A 17,821-nucleotide genomic window follows, 5' to 3' on the forward strand; every position below is an offset into this window, starting at 1 on the left:
GACCTTGATCACCAAGGCCAGGATCAGATGAAGATCACCAAGTGGGTCAGATTTGATACGCCGTCAGTGAGCCCATTTTGGGCCGTCGCCGAGAGGTTGGGAGCCATACGCGATCACCTCGGGGACGCTTGTCGTCCTGCCTGACGGTGGTCCCCTTGCGGGCGCCGACGTGGTGCGTCACGGTCACCCACGCCGCGGAAGAGACTGAACCGGGACAGACGAACGCCGAGGAGGCGAACCTCCTCGGCGTCCAGCGTGGGGCATCGTGTACCCGTATCCATCGGATCTTCTTCGGTGATGACGGGCGGGCGGTAGAGACCGCCGACATCGTCGTACCTGCGGCGCTGTGCAAGATCGTGTACGAAGTACCGGTCAAGCAGGGGTAACCGGTCGCTGGAAATGACCCCGTGCCCGCGCCACAGCAACCGCCATCCGCGCATCGCGCTCGGCAGCGCCCATCTGTGCCGCCTGCCCGTGGCCTTCCCCTGCCACTTCCGGTAGAGGAGCCCCACCTCCCCGAGAGCCAACCGCGACTCACGGCGTTCAGCGCCGCGCCGCGTTCGATCGGGGCATTGTCCGGGTGACGTACTCGCACACGGCGTACGGCAAGACGGGAGCAGCCCTGGGCTCCCTGTTCGTCACCCGCTTTGCTCTGCCGTACTGACCTGCGGCTAGTTTGTGTGCAGGACAGGTACGCAGGCCCGTGGCGGCAGAGGTGCACGGGGGACGGGAGGTCGGGAAGAGTGTCGCTGCGCGGGGGTGATCCAGCCGAGATCGGCGGTTATCCACTTGAGGCGCGGCTCGGCTCGGGTGGCATGGGCACGGTCTTTCTGGCCCGTACGAGTTCGGGGCGACCTGTCGCGATCAAACTGATTCACCAGCAGTTCGCGGGGGACGACGAGTTCCGCATCCGCTTCCGGCAGGAGGTGGCGGCGGCGAGGCGGGTGAGCGGCGCGTTCACCGCCGCCGTGGTCGACGCTGACCCTGAGGCCGAGCAGCCATGGATGGCGACGACCTATATCGAGGGGAACACGCTCGCCCAGCACATCGCCACGAAGGGCCCGCTGAACGGAGCGGAGCTGAGGAGGCTCGCCATCGGACTGGCGGAGGCGCTGCGCGACATCCACCGGGTGGGGGTCGTCCACCGTGACCTGAAGCCCTCGAACGTCGTGCTCTCGCCCGAGGGCCCACGCGTCATCGACTTCGGCATTTCGCGCGCCGTGGACCAACAGACGCTGACCATGACAGGGCGGGTCATCGGTACGCCGCCCTTCATGTCGCCGGAGCAGTTGCAGGCGCCGCGTGGTGTGGGGCCCCGGTCCGACGTTTTCTCGCTGGGGACGCTGCTGGTGTACTCAGCGACAGGCCGCGGGCCCTTCGACGCGGACAGCCCATACATGACGGCTTATCAGGTGGTGCACAAGGAGCCGTCGCTGGGTGCCATGCCGGTGGCTTTGCGCGCGGTCGTCGAGTCGTGCCTGGACAAGGAGCCCGAGCGGCGCCCCTCTGCGGACGAACTCCTCGTGCTGCTGCGGGACCTGCCGGCCGACCTCGGTGGGACCGGCACGAACGGGGTCGGTGCGAGCTGCACCCGTGACGTGATCACCCAGCATCACTTCGCGATGCGGGCCACCCCGGCGCCGACTGCCCCGACCACCGCCCCGGCCGGTCCCGATACAGGGAGCACTGGCAACCCCATCGGCCGCCGTCTGCGTCGCCGATGGCGTCCTGTGATCGCGGCCGCGGTCGCGGTGGCAGCGATCGGCGGGGGAGTCGCCGCCCTGAAGGCGGGCGGCTTTGGGGGGAACAGCAGCGGCGACAAGGGCAACAGCATTGCGGCGCCGGGTGCCGCACTTCCGGACGGTTTCAAGCCGTGGCGCAAGACCGTGCAGGGCGGTCGCGAGAACATCCCCGACGAGCTGCGTTGCGTCGCGCGCGGCGACGCGCTGTTCTGCGGGGGCGGCGGTGTTGTCGCGACGCGTATCAGGGCCCTGGACGGCTCGCGGGTGTGGACGGTGAAGAGCCCAGGCGTCCCCGTCCAGGGCATGCACCTGGTGGGCGTCACCGACGACACGGTGCTCGGTTACCGCTTCGCCGCCCAGGACGCCCCGCAGGACCCTCCCAGCGAGGTGGTGGCCATCGACGCCAACAACGGACGGGAGTTGTGGTCCGTGCCGTCCGGCGCTCAGTCGACGGCCGTCACGGGTCGGACTCAGGACGCTGTTGTGGTCGGCTCCGCCGTCGTGACGGTCGACGCTGCCAACTCCCGCTTCGAGTCCCGGGACGCGCACAGCGGTGAGGTCACCTGGACGACGTCGTTCCCCGCTGGTACGCAGTGCGCTCCCGTCCCGGTGGGCCCACAGCTCATCGCGATGTGCGCGACGGATGGGGAGGTGAATGCCTCAGCGGTGCGCCACCCCACCCTGTACACGGTCGACCGCGCCTCGGGGACACTGGGCAGGCCCATCGCGGTCAACGGCCCCGCCGTGCCGGTGGGTGTCACCAACGGCAGGCTCGTACTCCTTCAGGGACACATGGAGGGAACGGCGCTGGCCGGCTACGACGGGGTGGCGCGGGTCGACCCCGCCTCGCGGAAGGTTACGTACTCCCGACTGGCCAAGACATACGCGGGGACGCCCGGCGTGGCGGACGGCACCGTCTACGTGAGCGGGCAGACCGGTCTCGTCACAGCGCTCGACCCCGCGACCGGCCGGAAGAAGTGGTCGCGGCAGACTAGCGTGGAGGGTGCGTCGGGTCCCGTTGCGGGAGCCGACGCGCTGTATTTCAGCTCGGCCACCGGCCGGGTGGTCGCGCTGTCGCCGTACGATGGCAAGCCCCTGTGGACTACAGACCCGCAGGCCGATGGTTTCACGGGCGAGCAGGGCGCAAGCCCGCGCGTGACCGTTGCGGGGCGTGCGGTGATCGTGGCTGCGGCCAAGAACACTCTCTTCGCCTTCGACACGCAGAAGCCGCCGAAGTCGGGCTGACCGTACGTCACGAACTGGGGCACCCACCGGCTGATGCTGCGCCTGCCCCAGGAAACCCTGACCTTGCCCACGGTGAAGCCGTACTGCCTCGACCACCGTGTCGACACCTGGACCACCCGCACGCACCTCCTGCTCGACGTCACCAGCGAGGACGAGGGCGGCGACTGGGTCGAGGGCGCCGACGACTCCCTGGCCGCCCTCATCGGCGTACGCGACGAACTCACCCATGGCGACCTGCGCCCTCTCTACCTCGCCTGGCTCTCCGCGCTCACAGCCTGGGAAGTCGAAGACGACGATGAAGAGGAGTACCAGACCTGCCCCGAGCCGCCCGTCCCGGCCGGGCTCGGCGAACTGACCGCCTCGCAGCGCGCACTCGCGGACTTCCTGCGCGTAGATGACGACCTGCTGGCAGTAGCGGCCCAGGCCAGTCCCACCGCGCCCAAGGAGCCGGTCGAACCCACGAAGAAGGAACTCGTCCCGCTGCAACTGAGCTCCAGAGCGACCTCACACCACCCGCGATCGCCCCGCATTCGCAGGTCAGCGCCGTCCGCACGAACAGCCATGGCTTGTGGCTCCTGCCGGGACCCGAACCTGCGGTCAATCGCCGCCGACCTACCAGGGCAGCCGAACAACCGTCTCGATCACCAACTGCCCTCCGCCGACCAGCGGCTCCGCCCGCCCGCATGCCCCGAGCGCCCCGCCGGGGGCACTCGCCGAGGATCAGCAGAGATGAGGCGCTGACCAGGGCGGATGCCGACAGAAGAGGACGGGAGTCAGTCTCACTGGCTCCCGCCCTCTCTCGTTGTCTCTCGTTGTCTCTCGCTGTTCGCGACAGACCTCGGACACGCGCGCGGGCTGCGGCGCTCACCTCTCCTGGGAGACGCCGGGAGGGCTTGTCGCCTCTGCAGCAGGGGGACCCTGGGGCGCGCTCCTCCCGCCCACTCCCTTCTGGGCTCTGGACCTCCTGATCTGTCTGCTCCTGCCTCCGGATACAGCAAACGGTGCAGGCAATTGCTCTATCAGTATTTCTACTATGCTTCGGCGGAGTTGGGATGCGACTCCTTCCTCAATGCCCTCGTGATCGTCCAGGCAGGCGATTCGTTCGGCAGTCAGGATCTGGCCCATCCTGAAAGGTTCGGTGTAGTAGCGCTGAAGTTGCCTGGTTGTCGCCGAATACTGTTTGAAGAATACTCCCGACACGAACCCGCTGAGCAGGGCGCCGAGCCCCGCCAGTCCGGCACTCGTATAGGCAGTGGCGTCTTTATGTGCACCGAAAGACAGCCCGACACCGATCACCAAGAAGCCGAACCCGACGGCAGACGCGATCTGAGCGTTCCGGAAAGCCGAATGCTGCTCGGCAATACTCACCGTCTGATATTCGTCCAACTGGCGTCTGTTGATCACGAACAGGTCGGCAAGCCTTATTTTGTGGCTCGTCCGCAACCGCTCGACAGCCTCTTCCGTCGCAACAGAGCTGGTCTGTCTGACTCGCTCATCAAACGCCCGCCTGGCCGCCATGTATCCGAACGTTCCGATCAAGAGAATGATCAGCGCCCCAAGAAATATCGCGACTTGAATAGACAGGAGGGTCGCGCGAAGCCAAGTCGCTTCCCTGACTTGAAGCGTGAACGGAGTCATCAGCACAGCGATCCAGATCATCGGTGCCGCAGAATAAACAAGCACCTTGGAGAAGCCTCGCTTGATCTCCATCCAGTCCTTGAATTCTCTGCTGTCTCGCCACAGAAGGGGCCTCCGCCCAACGGGAGGGGGCTGCTGCATCTGCAAGGCTTGCCGAGTCGCCGCGGACCAGGTCATTCGCGTGTGCGGCCTCGTTTGCATTCTCCCTTTTTGCAACATGGCATCCTGGCTTCCTTCGTCTCCACGGGCTCTATGAGGCCAGTTTCCGGACAGGCCGTCACCGCAATGTGACAGCGCTCGGGCCGGGCACCAGGCTGCGTAGCTGCATGGTCGGGTACAGGCCCAGCTCGGCGCGGAGTCGTCGTGCGTAGCGTTCGAAGTCGCGCAGCGCCTCTGAGGGGTTTCCCTCGGCCAGATGCGCTCGGATCAGGCACGACTGGCTGCTCTCTCGCAGGGCGTCGGCGCGGATCGCGGCGTGGGCCGCGGCGACCGCGTCGGCATATCTGCCGGCCGCCGTGAAGGCTTCCGCGAGCCCCTCCAGGGCGTGTATGCGCAGCTGGCGCCAGTCCTCCGCCCGCAAGACGGCCCAGTCGTCGTACCAGCCGGGCAGCAGGTCCAGCGAGAGCTCCTCGATCGCGTCGGCCGGCACGTGCCAGGCCTCCTCCGCCGGGCCCTGGAGTATCCGGTGGGCCAGTTGCCTGGCCTGGTGGAGGTCGACGCTCACGTCACGGGCCAGGCGGACCTCGCCCAGGCCTACGTCGAGTGCACACCTGCCTACGCGATGAAGGCGGGACAGGGCGGATCTGAGGCTGGCGTGGGCGCGGCATTCGGGGGCGTCCGGCCACAGAGTTCCGGCTACGAGGCTCCTGGGGACGGCCGCTCTGCAGCACAGCGCGACGAACGCCAGCAGCCGTTCCGAGCCCGACGGGAGCGGCACCGGCTGGTTGTCGACCATCAGGGCGAAGCCGCCCAGCACGACGAGATGCGCAGCCTCGGCCTCCACGCCGGCCAGACCGCACGTGACGTCCGGCCATGTCACCGCAGAACGCCGGGTGTCCTCCGCCGGGGCTGCCGCCCTGGCTGCGCTACGACCAGCCCTCTTCTGTATCGCCATCGCCGCAACCGAACCCCTCGGCGGCACATGTCCGTACGTCTCCATCATGCGGCGCCGAGCACGGCCTGTCGAAATATGCCGCGGGCAGCTGCGCTCATCCCGCTGTGCCCATGTGACCAGCTGCCCTCGCGTGTGACCAGCTGCCCTCGCGTCGCCGTCACGCCACCGTCACGCCCGCCGCCCATAGTTGACGGAGTGGGCTTCGCCCGTTCACGTCTCACAGGGCTGGAGGAGACATGCCGAACGTCAAAATCCAAGTGACGTGGCTGCCGCGCCGTGGGCGGTCGTGATGCCCGCCGGAAACCAGCTCTCGGCCATGGAGCACCTCGTGGTGCTCATGCTGGAGAACCGCTCGTTCGACCATCTGCTCGGCTTCCTCTACACCGACCAGAACAACGTCTCGCCCTCCGGTCAGTCGTACGAAGGGCTGACCGGCACGGAGTCCAACCCCGACAAGCAGGGACAGCCCGTCAAGGTCAGCCGCATCCAACCGACGGATCCGCATGCCTACTTCACGCCGGGCGCGAACCCGGGCGAGGGCTACCGGCCGACCAACGCACAGCTCTTCGGCTCGCTCACCGCGCCGTCACCACCGACGGCGACCATGACCGGCTTCGTCACGAACTTCGCCGACACACTGGTCCTGCGAGCCCAGCAGGTGCAGCACAACCCGCCCGGCCACCGGCCGACGATCATCCCGGGCACCACCGACGGGGACATCATGCGCTGTCACACCCGCGAGAGTCTGCCCGTCCTGTCCGCCCTGGCCCGCGGCTACGCCGTCTGCGACCACTGGTTCAGCCCGGCGCCGACCGAGACGATGCCGAACCGCTCGTTCGCCTGCGCCGCCACCAGCCAGGGGCACATGGACGACCACACCCACACCTTCACCTGCCCGAGCATCTTCGGCCTGCTCAGCCGACAAGGTCTCGACTGGAAGGTGTACGGCTATGTCAATGACCCTCTGACCAGGGGAAACTTCCCCGACATCCACAGCGCTACCGCCGACCACTTCGGCGTGTTCCCCGACTTCCAGGCTGCTGCCGGGAATGGGGCCCTGCCCGTCTTCACCTTCCTCGAACCCAGCTGGGAGGGCACCGGCAACAGCGAGCACCCGGTCGACGACATGGCCGCCGGCGAACGGCTCGTCCAGCAGGTCTACCGCACCCTGCACGACAGCCCGGCCTGGGGCAAGACGCTCCTGGTCATCACCTATGACGAACACGGCGGGTGCTACGACCACGTCCCGCCCCCGACCACGGCCACGCCGCCCGGGGACGGCACCGCGGGCGAGCTCGGCTTCGACTTCGGCCGATTCGGCGTCCGGGTGCCGACCGTGCTGGTGTCCCCGCTCATCGACGAGGGCATCGTGTTCCGCGCTGCCGGCAACGCGACTCCGCTGGATCACACCAGCGTCCTCAAGACCCTCGAAGAGCGCTGGTCGCTGCCCGCGCTCACCCAGCGGGACGCCGCCGCCACGGGCCTCGGAGACGTGCTCACCCTCAGCACGCCCCGCACCGACGACGTCCTCGCGAACGTGACCGCGCCCGCGGTGGCGGCGGTCAACCCGAACGTCGGCGAGATCTCCCACCTCCAGCAGATCCACGCCGACCTCGTCGCCCGCCAGCTCGTCCCTGGCCCGCACGATCTGTACCGGCCGCTCCCCGCTGAGCCGACACCCGAGGCGTACGACGCGTTCATACGCGCCCACACCGAGTGAAGGCACCGGCCCGGCCGCTGCGGCCGGGAGCGTGCCGCAGCGGCCGGGCCGCCCACCGGTACGCCGTCGACGCCATGCCCTGTCCGGAGCACCACGGAGCGCGTCTCAGGCGCGGATGGTTCGTCCGCGGTGCAGGCGGCCCGCTATGCCGGTGAAGGCCAGGTCCAGGCCGATGCCCTCGCGTTCGGCGTGGATGTGCAGGTGGGGCTCGGTCGTGTTGCCGGTGTTGCCTATCTCGCCCAGGAGTTGGCCTGTGCGGACGATGTCGCCCCTGGTCACTGTCACCGAACCGGGGCGTAGGTGGGCCAGTTTGATGATCTCCCGGCCGGTGTCGATGAACACGTGGTTGCCGTAGAGCGGTTGGTAACGGATTTCGCCCGGCTTCTGGTCTTGGACGGTGTTGGCGGCGGAGATCACCTTGCCGTCGCAGGGAGAGCGGACGGGGCGTCCGTAGGCGGCGTATGCGGTCAGGTCGTGGCCGGGGCGGGCGCGGGTGCCGTGTGAGCCCAGTGCGACCAGGTCCAGGGCGCCGCGCTGTTCCGGTATCCGAGCGTGGTGGTTGAGGACGCGACCACCGCCTTGTCCGACGTACCAGGTGCCCTCCAGCGGGAACAGGAGCGGCTGGGACAACGGTGCCTTCCAGCGGTGCCGCCGTGCGGCGGCGACCAGCCACACGGCTCCGGTCAGGAGTGCGACTCCGGCGGCGAGGCCGAGGGTGACGTGGCCCGTTGGCAGAACAGGTAGTCGGCAGGCGGAGGCTACGGCTGCGACGGCGCCGGCTTCCACCGTACGGCGCAGCCGGCGGGGCTGTTGTGCCGGTGCGCCCCACCCCTCGACGACCACGTAGAAGGCGGCGAGGGCGGCCATGTCGCCCAGCCAGGCGGTGCGGTTGTCAGCCGTCCATACGGTCAGGACGTTCCAGACGGCGACCAGGGTCAGACACGTCGCCCAGGTGAGGGGTGCGGGCAGGCGTCGGCGTCGCCTCGGGGGTGTGTAGTGGGTGCCCTCGATGCGCAGTGCCGTCAGTTCGCCGTCGGGGGTCGCCTGGGCCCAGGCGCGTACTTGGCCCCTGCTGCCGGACACGAGCAGGCCGTCGGGGCTGTCCGTCACGGTGACCAGCCGGCCTGTGCGAGCCGTGGTGGCTCGGACTATCCGCTCCAGAGTTTCCGTGCCTACCTCCTTCGTCACGCGTGGGGCGAGGCTGGGCCAGTCGGCCGGGTCCGCGGTGAGGAATCTCGACAGGGCTCGGGCTTCCGGCAGTTGGGGCGGGAGCTGCGGCTCGGGTTTCGGATCTTCGTGCACTTGCGCTCCGCCTTCTATTCCGTGTCTTCCGTGTCTTCTGTGTCCGTTGCGGCGCGGCTCGCCAGGCGTTCGTAGCGCTGTCTTGCGGCTTGGGGGGTGCCCAGGCCCAGGCCGAAGGCTATTTGCTGCCAGGTCATGCCTCGGCCCTTGGCCATCTGGAGGAGGCTGGTTTCCAGTTCGTCCAGTTCCGCGCGGACCAGGGGGACCAGGGTCAGTGCGGCGGTGATGTCGGCCTGGTCCACCTCCGGTTCGCCGTCTTCCGGCTGCGCTGAGCCGCTGAGCAGGAATGACACCAGCCTTACGGCCTCGTGCGGGCCCAGGACCGAGGGGTGGCTCTGGCGGTGGCGTTGCTTGTCGGTGGCCGCGTGCCGTTCGGCGATGCGGAACAGGGACGCGTAGACGCGGTGCGCTCGCGCCTGCTCCGGCTGTGGAGGTGTGAAGGGGTCGGTGTGCTGCTCAGGTGTCGGGGACATGGGACGAGGGTGCGGAAGTGCATGATGTGGCGTCAACTAGTTATTTAAAACAGGGTGTTCATACGAGCCGTGCTCATCGCCTGCGGCGTCCGTGTCACGCCCTCACGCCGTCCTCTTGCGCGGCGTCGTCTTCTTTGCGGACGCCGTCGTCTTCTTCGCCGTCGAGGCGGACTTCGCCGTCGCCTTCTTCGCGGGCTGTGCCGCCGTCCTCTTCCCCGCAGCCGCCCCCGCCTTCTTCGCGGTGGACTTCTTGCCGCCCGTCTCCTTCGGCGTGGTCCGGCTTCGCGGCAGGGGTCGCACCTCGGCCTCGCCCCGGGACTCCCGGGCCGCGCGCACGCTGCTCTCCAGCGCCGCCATCAGGTCCAGCACCTTGCCCCCGGCCGCCGGAGCCGGCACCTCCGGTGGGGCCTCGCCCGCCGCCTTGGCCGCGATGACCTCCTCCAGCGCGTCCCGGTACTCGTCGTGCAGATCCGCCAGGTCGACCTCGCCGAGGGTGTCCATGAGGGCGTCCGCGAGGTCGAGTTCCTTGTCGCGGACGGTGACCTCCACGTCGGGGGCCATGCCCTCGGGCGCGCGGACCTCGTCCGGCCACAGCAGGCCGTGCATGGCGATCGCGTCGCCGACCACGCGCAGCATGCCCAGGCGTTCCCGGCCGCGCAGGGCGTACTTGGCGATGGCGACCTTGTTGCTGCGCTTCAGGGCCTCGCGGAGCAGGACGTACGGCTTGGCCGCCGGGGCGCCGCCGGCCGCCAGGTAGTACGCCGCGTCCATCTGGAGCGGGTCGATCCGGTCGGCCGGTACGAAGGCGACGATCTCGATCGTGCGGGCGGTCGGGATCGGGAGGTGGGAGAGGTCCTCGTCGGTGATCGGGATGATCGCGCCGTCCGCGTCCTCGTACCCCTTGCCGATCTCCGCCTGGCTGACCTCGCGGTCCTCCAGTTCGCACACCTTGCGGTAGCGGATACGACCGCCGTCCTCGGTGTGGATCTGGCGGAAGGCGATGGCGTGGCTCTCGGTGGCGTTCACCAGCTTGATCGGGATGCTGACGAGGCCGAAGGAGATGGCGCCGTTCCATATGGATCGCACGTGCCGTGCCCTTCCGTGGCGAAAGCGAAATATGCGGTCCCCAGGTCCATGTACGAGTGCCTGATGTCTGGGATTGTCATGTTATGACGCCTATCACTGAGGTGGAGGGGCGACGGGTCGCGCTCAGCAACCTGGACAAGGTGCTGTACCCGGAGACCGGCTTCACCAAGGGGGAGCTGCTGCACTACTACGCGACCACCGCCGGCGTACTGCTGCCGCATCTGCGTGACCGGGCGGTGTCCTTCCTGCGCTATCCGGACGGGCCCGAGGGACAGGTGTTCTTCACGAAGAACGTGCCGCCGGGTACGCCCGAGTGGGTCACGACCGCCGAGGTGCCGCGGTCGGAGGGGCCGGCCCGGATGGTGGTCGTACAGGATCTGCCGAGTCTGGTCTGGGCGGCGAATCTGGTCACCGAGTTCCATACGCACCAGTGGCTGGTGCAGACGCCCGACGAGGCCGACCGGCTGGTGTTCGACCTCGATCCGGGGGCGCCGGCGACGATCGTCCAGTGCTGCGAGGCCGCCCTGTGGCTGCGCGAGCGGCTCGCGGCGGACGGGATCGAGGCGTACGTGAAGACCGCCGGGTCGAAGGGGCTGCATCTGCTGGCGGCGGTGCGCGGGGGGTCGTCCGAGCGGGCCAGTGAGTACGCGAAGGGGCTCGCGGTGGAGGCCGAGCGGGCGTTGCCGCGGCTGGTGGTGCATCGGATGACGCGGAGCCTGCGGCCGGGGAAGGTGTTCGTCGACTGGAGTCAGAACGCCGGCCGCAAGACGACTGCCGCGCCTTACACGCTGCGGGCGCGTCGGGTTCCGCTGGTGTCGGCGCCGGTGACCTGGGAGGAGGTGGCGGAGTGCCGGGACGCCGGGCAGCTGGAGTTTGTGGCCGAGGACATCGCGCCCCGGGTTCAGGACCACGGGGATCTGCTGGCTGGGCTGCTGGATCCGGAGCGGGTCGCTCCGCTGCCGTGAGCCGGCACGCCCGGACGGGCTGAGAGTCCCCCCTCTACACCCTCCCCCACGTGTTCCGGTCCCGAGCCATCGCATGCAGCGCCTCCGCGTCCGCCGGCTTCAGGACACCCCCCAGGCGGGCGAACGTCTCGAACTCATGGTCCTGCATGATCCGCACGCCCCTCGGCGGGGCTGTGATCGTGATGTCCGCCGGGGCTGTCAGGGCCAGGACGGGGCGGACCTCGGCGGTGAGGGCGTAGGAGGCGCGGTCGGCTTCGGCGCGTACCCGGCGGAGCAGCGGCTGGGCCTCGTGGCGGCCCACCGTGACCATCGGGTCGGCCACCAGGACCCGGCTCCTGTGGGCGTACAGGGCGTGGACGGCGAAGAGGCCGCCGGGGCCGATCAACAGGTGGTGGACGCGGTCGCCGCCGGGGAGCGGGACCGAGTGCAGGGTGTGCCAGCCGGCGCCCTCCAGGCGTTCCAGGGCCTCGCCGACGGCCTGCTCGGCGCTCAGGGCGCGCCGGCGCGGGTCCGGGCGGAGGCGGTGCGCGGGGCCGGGATCCCGGTCGAGGGCGACGAGCAGGGCCTCGCCGGGGCGGTTGGGGGCCAGGTCGTCGTCCGGGTGGAGGGTCAGCCGGGCCAGCTCCGCCGGGGTCGGGACAGGTGGCGGGCCCACGGTGACCGGGCCGGTCAGGAAGGGCTTCAGGGCTTCGAGTACGGCGTCCCTGCTGTCCTCGCCGAGCAGGTTGACCCTGCCGGCCTCCCGGTCGTACCAGGCGACGTTGCTGCCGTCGCTGCGGCAGACATACAGCCTCTCGCGGCCGTGGCGGTTGGTCGGCACCACGCGCAGTCCGCTCATGCGGCATCACCCCTCGACCATGGGAACAGGCGGGGTGCTCCCGGGGCAAGAACACGGTTACCTTGGAGATCGGCCCCGCGAGGGGGAGTTGGGGAGGCGCCGTTGCAGACGCGCGGAGAGCAGCCCGGCGTACCGGCTCCGGACAGCCCGTGGAACGAGATCATGCCCGGCCTGTGGATGGGCGGGTACGAGTTCCGGGGCCGTTCGGGACGGCCGGAGTTCGCCGTCGTACGGAATGACTTCGATGTCGTGCAGTCCCTGCTGCGGCTGCCGGGGTACGGGCCCGATCCGGGGGTCGAGCACCATGTGTGGCCGATTCCGGACGGGCCGCTGGACGGCACCCAGCTGGCGGGCGTGATGCGGCTGGCGCAGGCGGCCAACGAGGCGCTGGACACCGGCCGCTCGGTGCTGGTGCGCTGCTATCACGGTTACAACCGCTCCGGGCTGGTCGTCGCCCATGCCCTGGTGCAGCGGGGGCGGTCGGCCGAGGAGGCGATCGAGCTGATCCGGGGGCGGCGCTCGCCGTGGGCGCTGCACAACGAGCTGTTCGTGGACTACCTGCACGCCGGGCTGGCCACCGCCCGGCTGCTGGAGGAGCTGGCCGAGTAGCCGGCCGGTAGCTACCGAGTAGTCGCGCAGGCCGCCCGCCCCATATGCGCAAAAAGGACTTCCCTACGAATCTGCGAATAAGGTGTACGGGGTCCCGCCCGACCCTGATCCCGGCCCCGACCCCGACCCCGACCGCCACCAGGAGCACCTTGCCAGCCCGTCGCCCCACGCGCATCGCCCGCACCGTGGTCGCCGTCGCCCTCCTGGCGGTGACGGCGGCGGCCTGCGGGGACTCGGGCGGTCTGCGGAGCGCCGGGCCGACCTCGGCCGCGGTCAGCCCCGCCAAGCTCTGGCCCGACCTCAGGCCGGCGTCGAGCCCGGCCTACCAGTACAACGAGGCGAGCCGGGAGACCGTCAAAGGGGTGACGGTCCCCGGTGACGACATCCGGAAGGTCGATCCCGCGGACGTCGTCGCGGCGGAGATCAAGGCGCACCCGGACGACTACGGGCCGAAGGGGGCGTACCACGCGACCGCGGACCGGCTGAAGGAGTGCGCGCCGGGCGGGGACCGGGCCCGGTGCCCGCTGCTCAGGGCGTACTACCGGGACCTGACCGGGGACGGCCGGGACGACATGACGCTCGGCTTCCGGCTGTACCCGACCAACCAGACGGCGGTCCGCGTGTACACCGTCGAGAACCACCGGCTGGTGCAGGTGCTCGCCGACAACGACGCGATCATCGGTGTCGAGCTGGCCGGGCGGTCGGTGATCGAGCGCTCGCCGGCCGGGATCACCGGCTACGAGTACCGCACCACCTGGGCCTGGGATCCGGAGCAGCGCGCGATGGTGTTCTCCCGGGACGAGTTCCTGCGCACGGGGCGGGGGCGGCCCAGCCACCACCCCGTCCGGTCGCCGTCGCCGTCCGCCGCCCCCTCGGCGAGCGGGCGATGAGGGTCGCGCTGCCCCGGTGGGCCGGGGCCCTCGCCGTGAAGGCGGCGGTGTTCATCACGGTCATGTGCTGTGCGCTGGCCGCGCTGCTCGGTGTGCTGGTGCATGTGTCGGTGACCGACCAGACCGTCGGGCAGGCCCGCGACCTGGCGCTGTCCCGGCTGGCGGACGCCACCCACGCCTACGAGGCCGGGGACGCCCTGCTGCCGGGGGCCGGGGTGGACCCCGAGGGGCTGCCGGCGTCGCTGCGGGCGCTGGCGACGGCCGGGAAGCGCGGCACGATGGTCGCCCTGCACGCGGGGCGGCCCACCATGTGGGCGGCGGGCCCGGTGAGCGGGCGCCGGGCGCTGGCCGTGGAGGTCGACTACTCGCAGCAGTCGCACACCATCGTCGGCCTGGACCGGTCGATCCTGTGGTCGTCGGCGCTGGCGATCGGGGCGACGGTGCTGGTCGGCGCGTTCGCGGTGACCCGGGTGACCCGGCGGCTGCACGGCACCGCGCTGGTGGCCCGGCGGATCAGCGCCGGCGATCTGGACGCCCGGGTGAACGATCCGCGCACCAAGGATCCGACGCGCCCGCAGGACGAGGTGGCCGCGGTGGCGGCGGCGCTGGACACCATGGCCTCCTCGCTGCAGAGCAAGCTGCAGAGCGAGCAGCGGTTCACCGCGGACGTGGCGCACGAGCTGCGCACCCCGCTGACCGGGCTGCACGCGGCGGCCGAGCTGCTGCCGCCGGGCCGGCCGACGGAGCTGGTGCGGGACCGGGTGGCGGCGCTGCGCACGCTCACCGAGGACCTGCTGGAGATCTCGCGGCTGGACACCGGCCGGGAACGGCTGGAGCTGGGCAGCGAGGAGCTGGGGACGCTGGCCGGGCGGGTGGTGCGGGCCTCCGGCACGCAGACCGAGGTGCGGATCGTGCGGGACGCCCGGGTGGAGACCGACCGGCGGCGGCTGGAGCGGGTGCTGGGCAATCTGGTGGCCAACGCGCACAAGCACGGGCGGGCGCCGGTCGTGCTCACCGTGGACGGGCCCGTGGTGACCGTACGGGATCACGGGGACGGCTATCCCGGGTACCTCGTCGCCCACGGCCCGCAGCGGTTCCGTACGGAGGGCGGGGCCAAGGGGCACGGGCTCGGACTGACCATTGCGTCGGGGCAGGCGGAGGTGCTGGGGGCGCGGCTTTCGTTCGCCAACGCGGTGGACGGGGGCGCGGTGGCCACGCTTGCGTTGCCCCCGGCCTCGGCTGAGGACCGGTGAGAACTCGGGGCTGCGGCCCCGCGCCACGCTGGTGTTGACACCGGACAACGCAAACAACACGCACTATTTAGGTAGGTTCCGGGCATGACGAAGGCCGGAACCACCGTGGCGGCGGCACAGGCTCCCGCACCCGCCGTACGCCTCCCCCGGCGCCGTGGCATCGAACTCGCCCTGATCGTGCTGGCCGTGCTGCTGTCCGTGTGCGGCTACTGCGCCGTCGGCCTGGCCCGCACCGGCACCGTGCCGCCCGGCGCCGCCGGTTACGGCGCAGGGCTCAGCGTGCTCGCCCTGCTCGCGCATCTCGCGGTCCGGCTGCGGGCGCCGTACGCCGACCCGCTGCCCCTGCCGATCGGCGTGCTGCTCAACGGACTCGGACTGGTCCTGATCTACCGGCTCGACCTGGAGACACCGGGCGACCGGGCGGCCCCCGCCCAACTCGTGTGGTCCACGCTGGGGGTGGGCCTGTTCATCGTCGTCGTCCTGCTGCTGCACGACCACCGGATCCTTCAGCGCTACGCCTACGTGTGCGTCGTGGCCGCTCTCGTGCTGCTTCTGCTGCCGATCCTCTTCCCCGCGGTCAACGGCGCCCGCATCTGGATCCGGATCGCCGGATTCTCCATCCAGCCGGGCGAGTTCGCGAAGGTGCTGCTCGCGGTGTTCTTCGCCGCCTACCTGGCCGCCAACCGCAACGCGCTCGCGTACACGGGCCGCCGGGTGTGGCGGCTGCAGTTCCCGACCGGGCGGGTGCTCGGCCCGATCGTGACGATCTGGCTGCTGAGCGTCGGCGTGCTGATCCTGGAGCGGGATCTCGGCACCTCGTTGCTCTTCTTCGGACTGTTCGTGGTGCTGTTGTACGTCGCCACCGGCCGCACCGGCTGGATCGCGGTGGGCCTGCTGCTCGCCGTGCTCGGGGCCTTCGCCGTCGGCCGCATCGAACCGCATGTGAACGGCCGGATCGAGGACTGGCTGCACCCCTTCGCCACCATCGAGGCCGGTCAGGGCCCCAACCAGCTCTCCCAGTCGCTGTTCGCCTTCGCCGCGGGCGGCATCCTCGGCACCGGTCTGGGCCTCGGCCACTCCATCCTCATCGGCTTCGCCGCCAAGTCCGACTTCATCCTGGCCACCGCCGGGGAGGAACTCGGTCTGGCCGGCCTCTCGGCGATCTTCCTGCTCTACGGCCTCCTCGTCGAGCGCGGCTACCGGGCGGGCCTCGCCCTGCGCGAACCCTTCGGCCGGCTCCTCGCGGTCGGACTCGCCTCGATCCTGGCGCTCCAGGTGTTCGTGATCGCGGGCGGGGTGACCGGCCTGATCCCGCTGACCGGCATGGCGATGCCGTTCCTCGCCCAGGGCGGCTCCTCGGTCGTCACCAACTGGGCGATCGTGGCCCTGCTGATCCGGGTGAGCGACTCGGCCCGCAGTCAGTACGACGGAGAGGCGGCCCCGTGACCGAGTACGGCGGCGGGCGGCCCATGGCCCGCTACATCCGGCACGCGTGGGCGTTCTGCGCCCTGCTGCTGGCGGCGCTGCTGGTCAACGCCGCCCGCGTGCAGGTCGTCATGTCCGGTGTCTACGACGACAGCCCGGCCAACCGCCGGGCCACGATCGCCCGTTACCAGCAGCCGCGCGGCGACATCCTGGTCGGGGGCAAGCCGGTCACCGGCTCCACGGACACCGGCGAGCAGCTGCGCTACGAACGCAGCTACCGGGACGGCCCGTTGTACGCCCCGGTCACCGGCTTCGCCTCCCAGCTGTACGGCACCGCGCTCCTGGAGCACGCGACGGACGGGGTGCTGTCCGGCACCGACCCGATGCTGTCGGCGTTCCCGCTGTGGAACGACGTGACGCGCGGGCAGAGCGCGGGCGGGAACGTCGTCACGACCCTGAACCGGGCCGCGCAGCAGGCGGCGTACCGGGGACTCGCCGGGCGCAAGGGTGCGGTGGCCGCGATCGAGCCGGCCTCCGGCCGGGTGCTGGCGCTGGTGTCCAGCCCGTCGTACGACCCGGCCCTGCTGTCCGGCAACGGGGAGGCGGCGGCGTCGGCGTGGGAGCGGCTCAACCACGATCCGGAGAAGCCGATGCTCAACCGGGCGGTACGGCAGACCTATCCGCCGGGTTCGACCTTCAAGGTGGTCACCGCGGCGGCGGCGCTGGACGCGGGCACGGTCACGGACCTGGACGCCGGCACCGACTCCCCCGACCCCTACCGGCTGCCCGGCACGACGACCCTGCTGACCAACGAGGCCGACGGCTGCGGGGACACCTCGCTGCGCGACGCCTTCGAGTGGTCCTGCAACACGGTGTTCGCCAAGCTGGGTGTGGACGTCGGGGTGGAGGGTATGAGGGCCACGGCCCAGGCGTTCGGCTTCAACGACAGCAAGCTGCGCATCCCCTTCTCGGTCACCCGGAGCACCTTCGACTCGCACGTGGACAAGGCGCAGCTGGCGCTGTCCTCGATCGGCCAGTACAACACGCGGGCCACGCCGTTGCAGATGGCGATGGTGGCGGCGGCCGTCGCCAACGACGGCCTGCTGCGCCCGCCGTACCTGGTCGAGCGGACCACCCGGCGCAACGGCGAGACCGTCGCCGGGAGCGGCGCGCACCCTGTACGGCAGGTGATGCACCCCTCGACGGCCGCACGGCTGAAGGAGCTGATGACCGACGTGGTCCAGGAGGGCACCGGCACCAACGCGGCCATCCCCGGCGCCATCGTCGGCGGGAAGACCGGCACCGCCCAGCACGGGGTCGGCAACGCCGGTATTCCGTACGCCTGGTTCGTCTCCTGGGCGCAGGCCGAGGACGACATGCAGCCGAGGGTGGCGGTCGCCGTGGTCCTGGAGGACGCCTCGGCGGACCGCGGCGAGATCAGCGGCGGCGGGGACGCGGCGCCGATCGCGCGGGAGGTCATGCGGGCGGTTCTCCGACGGTGAGTCCGGGTGGTTCTCGGGT

General features: G+C 70.4%; 15 protein-coding genes and 1 pseudogene. 10 read left to right on the top strand and 6 right to left on the bottom strand.

Annotated elements, in window-relative coordinates:
• Positions 1-97: 97 nt before the first annotated feature.
• The 3 genes and pseudogenes from ACWD35_RS15525 to ACWD35_RS15535 all read left to right on the top strand — a co-directional run.
• Positions 98-386, top strand: a pseudogene (locus tag ACWD35_RS15525) (UTRA domain-containing protein); the annotation flags it as partial.
• A gap of 357 nt (positions 387-743) precedes the next feature.
• Positions 744-2,987 carry a serine/threonine-protein kinase gene (locus ACWD35_RS15530; RefSeq protein ID WP_451351746.1) on the top strand — a complete coding sequence of 748 codons (2,244 nt, stop codon included), beginning with the start codon at positions 744-746 and terminating at the stop codon, positions 2,985-2,987.
• 33 nt (positions 2,988-3,020) lie between these two features.
• The gene (locus ACWD35_RS15535; protein WP_451351747.1) at positions 3,021-3,728 is read left to right on the top strand and encodes a hypothetical protein; all 708 of its coding nucleotides are present in this window, start codon (positions 3,021-3,023) and stop codon (positions 3,726-3,728) included.
• A gap of 123 nt (positions 3,729-3,851) precedes the next feature.
• On the opposite strand, the gene ACWD35_RS15540 is transcribed toward ACWD35_RS15535, so the two are convergent.
• Both ACWD35_RS15540 and ACWD35_RS15545 read right to left on the bottom strand, forming a co-directional pair.
• Entirely contained in the window at positions 3,852-4,697 is an 846-nt protein-coding gene (locus ACWD35_RS15540; protein WP_451351748.1) for a TRADD-N-associated membrane domain-containing protein, read from the bottom strand.
• Positions 4,698-4,902: 205 nt separating this feature from the next.
• The gene (locus ACWD35_RS15545; RefSeq protein WP_451351749.1) at positions 4,903-5,739 is read right to left on the bottom strand and encodes an AfsR/SARP family transcriptional regulator; all 837 of its coding nucleotides are present in this window, start codon (positions 5,737-5,739) and stop codon (positions 4,903-4,905) included.
• A 262-nt stretch (positions 5,740-6,001) separates the two neighbouring features.
• Here ACWD35_RS15545 and ACWD35_RS15550 point away from each other — a divergent pair, with 262 nt between their 5' ends.
• The gene (locus tag ACWD35_RS15550) at positions 6,002-7,459 is read left to right on the top strand and encodes an alkaline phosphatase family protein (protein WP_451351750.1); all 1,458 of its coding nucleotides are present in this window, start codon (positions 6,002-6,004) and stop codon (positions 7,457-7,459) included.
• 105 nt (positions 7,460-7,564) lie between these two features.
• Here the strand turns inward: ACWD35_RS15550 and ACWD35_RS15555 are convergent, their stop codons facing one another.
• From ACWD35_RS15555 to ku, 3 genes are all read right to left on the bottom strand, one after another.
• The gene (locus ACWD35_RS15555) at positions 7,565-8,761 is read right to left on the bottom strand and encodes a M23 family metallopeptidase (protein WP_451351751.1); all 1,197 of its coding nucleotides are present in this window, start codon (positions 8,759-8,761) and stop codon (positions 7,565-7,567) included.
• Positions 8,762-8,775: 14 nt separating this feature from the next.
• Positions 8,776-9,234 carry a DNA-binding protein gene (locus ACWD35_RS15560; protein WP_451351752.1) on the bottom strand — a complete coding sequence of 153 codons (459 nt, stop codon included), beginning with the start codon at positions 9,232-9,234 and terminating at the stop codon, positions 8,776-8,778.
• Positions 9,235-9,336: 102 nt separating this feature from the next.
• Positions 9,337-10,320 (bottom strand): non-homologous end joining protein Ku, encoded by a 984-nt coding sequence (gene ku / locus ACWD35_RS15565; RefSeq protein ID WP_451351753.1) that lies wholly within the window; start codon positions 10,318-10,320, stop codon positions 9,337-9,339.
• 83 nt (positions 10,321-10,403) lie between these two features.
• On the opposite strand from ku, the gene ligD reads away from it, so the two are divergent.
• Entirely contained in the window at positions 10,404-11,285 is an 882-nt protein-coding gene (gene ligD, locus ACWD35_RS15570; protein WP_451351754.1) for a non-homologous end-joining DNA ligase, read from the top strand.
• A gap of 34 nt (positions 11,286-11,319) precedes the next feature.
• Here the strand turns inward: ligD and ACWD35_RS15575 are convergent, their stop codons facing one another.
• The gene (locus ACWD35_RS15575) at positions 11,320-12,123 is read right to left on the bottom strand and encodes a nuclease-related domain-containing protein (RefSeq protein ID WP_451351755.1); all 804 of its coding nucleotides are present in this window, start codon (positions 12,121-12,123) and stop codon (positions 11,320-11,322) included.
• Between the two features lie 102 nt (positions 12,124-12,225).
• Between ACWD35_RS15575 and ACWD35_RS15580 the strand changes: the two genes are divergently transcribed.
• The 5 genes from ACWD35_RS15580 to ACWD35_RS15600 all read left to right on the top strand — a co-directional run bounded on the left by ACWD35_RS15580 (position 12,226) and on the right by ACWD35_RS15600 (position 17,802).
• Positions 12,226-12,732 (top strand): protein-tyrosine phosphatase family protein, encoded by a 507-nt coding sequence (locus ACWD35_RS15580; RefSeq protein WP_451351756.1) that lies wholly within the window; start codon positions 12,226-12,228, stop codon positions 12,730-12,732.
• A 149-nt stretch (positions 12,733-12,881) separates the two neighbouring features.
• Complete coding sequence (locus ACWD35_RS15585) at positions 12,882-13,622, top strand: hypothetical protein (protein WP_451351757.1); 741 nt, start codon at positions 12,882-12,884, stop codon at positions 13,620-13,622.
• Positions 13,619-14,875 carry an ATP-binding protein gene (locus tag ACWD35_RS15590; RefSeq protein ID WP_451351758.1) on the top strand — a complete coding sequence of 419 codons (1,257 nt, stop codon included), beginning with the start codon at positions 13,619-13,621 and terminating at the stop codon, positions 14,873-14,875. Before ACWD35_RS15585 ends, ACWD35_RS15590 begins: the two co-directional genes overlap by 4 nt.
• Before the next feature lie 84 nt (positions 14,876-14,959).
• The gene (locus ACWD35_RS15595) at positions 14,960-16,321 is read left to right on the top strand and encodes an FtsW/RodA/SpoVE family cell cycle protein (protein ID WP_451351759.1); all 1,362 of its coding nucleotides are present in this window, start codon (positions 14,960-14,962) and stop codon (positions 16,319-16,321) included.
• A 23-nt stretch (positions 16,322-16,344) separates the two neighbouring features.
• Positions 16,345-17,802, top strand: a complete 1,458-nt coding sequence (locus ACWD35_RS15600; protein WP_451351998.1) for a peptidoglycan D,D-transpeptidase FtsI family protein — start codon at positions 16,345-16,347, stop codon at positions 17,800-17,802.
• Positions 17,803-17,821 lie beyond the last annotated feature (19 nt).

The organism is Streptomyces sp. NPDC002671, from assembly GCF_053592475.1.

Bases quoted from the DNA above. Each gene is read 5' to 3' on its own strand.
- ACWD35_RS15535 (WP_451351747.1), top strand. From the start codon at position 3,021: ATGCTGCGCCTGCCCCAGGAAACCCTGACCTTGCCCACGGTGAAGCCG.
- ACWD35_RS15560 (WP_451351752.1), bottom strand. From the start codon at position 9,234: ATGTCCCCGACACCTGAGCAGCACACCGACCCCTTCACACCTCCACAG.
- ACWD35_RS15590 (WP_451351758.1), top strand. From the start codon at position 13,619: ATGAGGGTCGCGCTGCCCCGGTGGGCCGGGGCCCTCGCCGTGAAGGCG.
- ACWD35_RS15600 (WP_451351998.1), top strand. From the start codon at position 16,345: ATGGCCCGCTACATCCGGCACGCGTGGGCGTTCTGCGCCCTGCTGCTG.
- ACWD35_RS15575 (WP_451351755.1), bottom strand. From the start codon at position 12,123: ATGAGCGGACTGCGCGTGGTGCCGACCAACCGCCACGGCCGCGAGAGG.
- ACWD35_RS15595 (WP_451351759.1), top strand. From the start codon at position 14,960: ATGACGAAGGCCGGAACCACCGTGGCGGCGGCACAGGCTCCCGCACCC.
- ACWD35_RS15545 (WP_451351749.1), bottom strand. From the start codon at position 5,739: ATGGCGATACAGAAGAGGGCTGGTCGTAGCGCAGCCAGGGCGGCAGCC.
- ligD (WP_451351754.1), top strand. From the start codon at position 10,404: ATGACGCCTATCACTGAGGTGGAGGGGCGACGGGTCGCGCTCAGCAAC.
- ACWD35_RS15540 (WP_451351748.1), bottom strand. From the start codon at position 4,697: ATGGAGATCAAGCGAGGCTTCTCCAAGGTGCTTGTTTATTCTGCGGCA.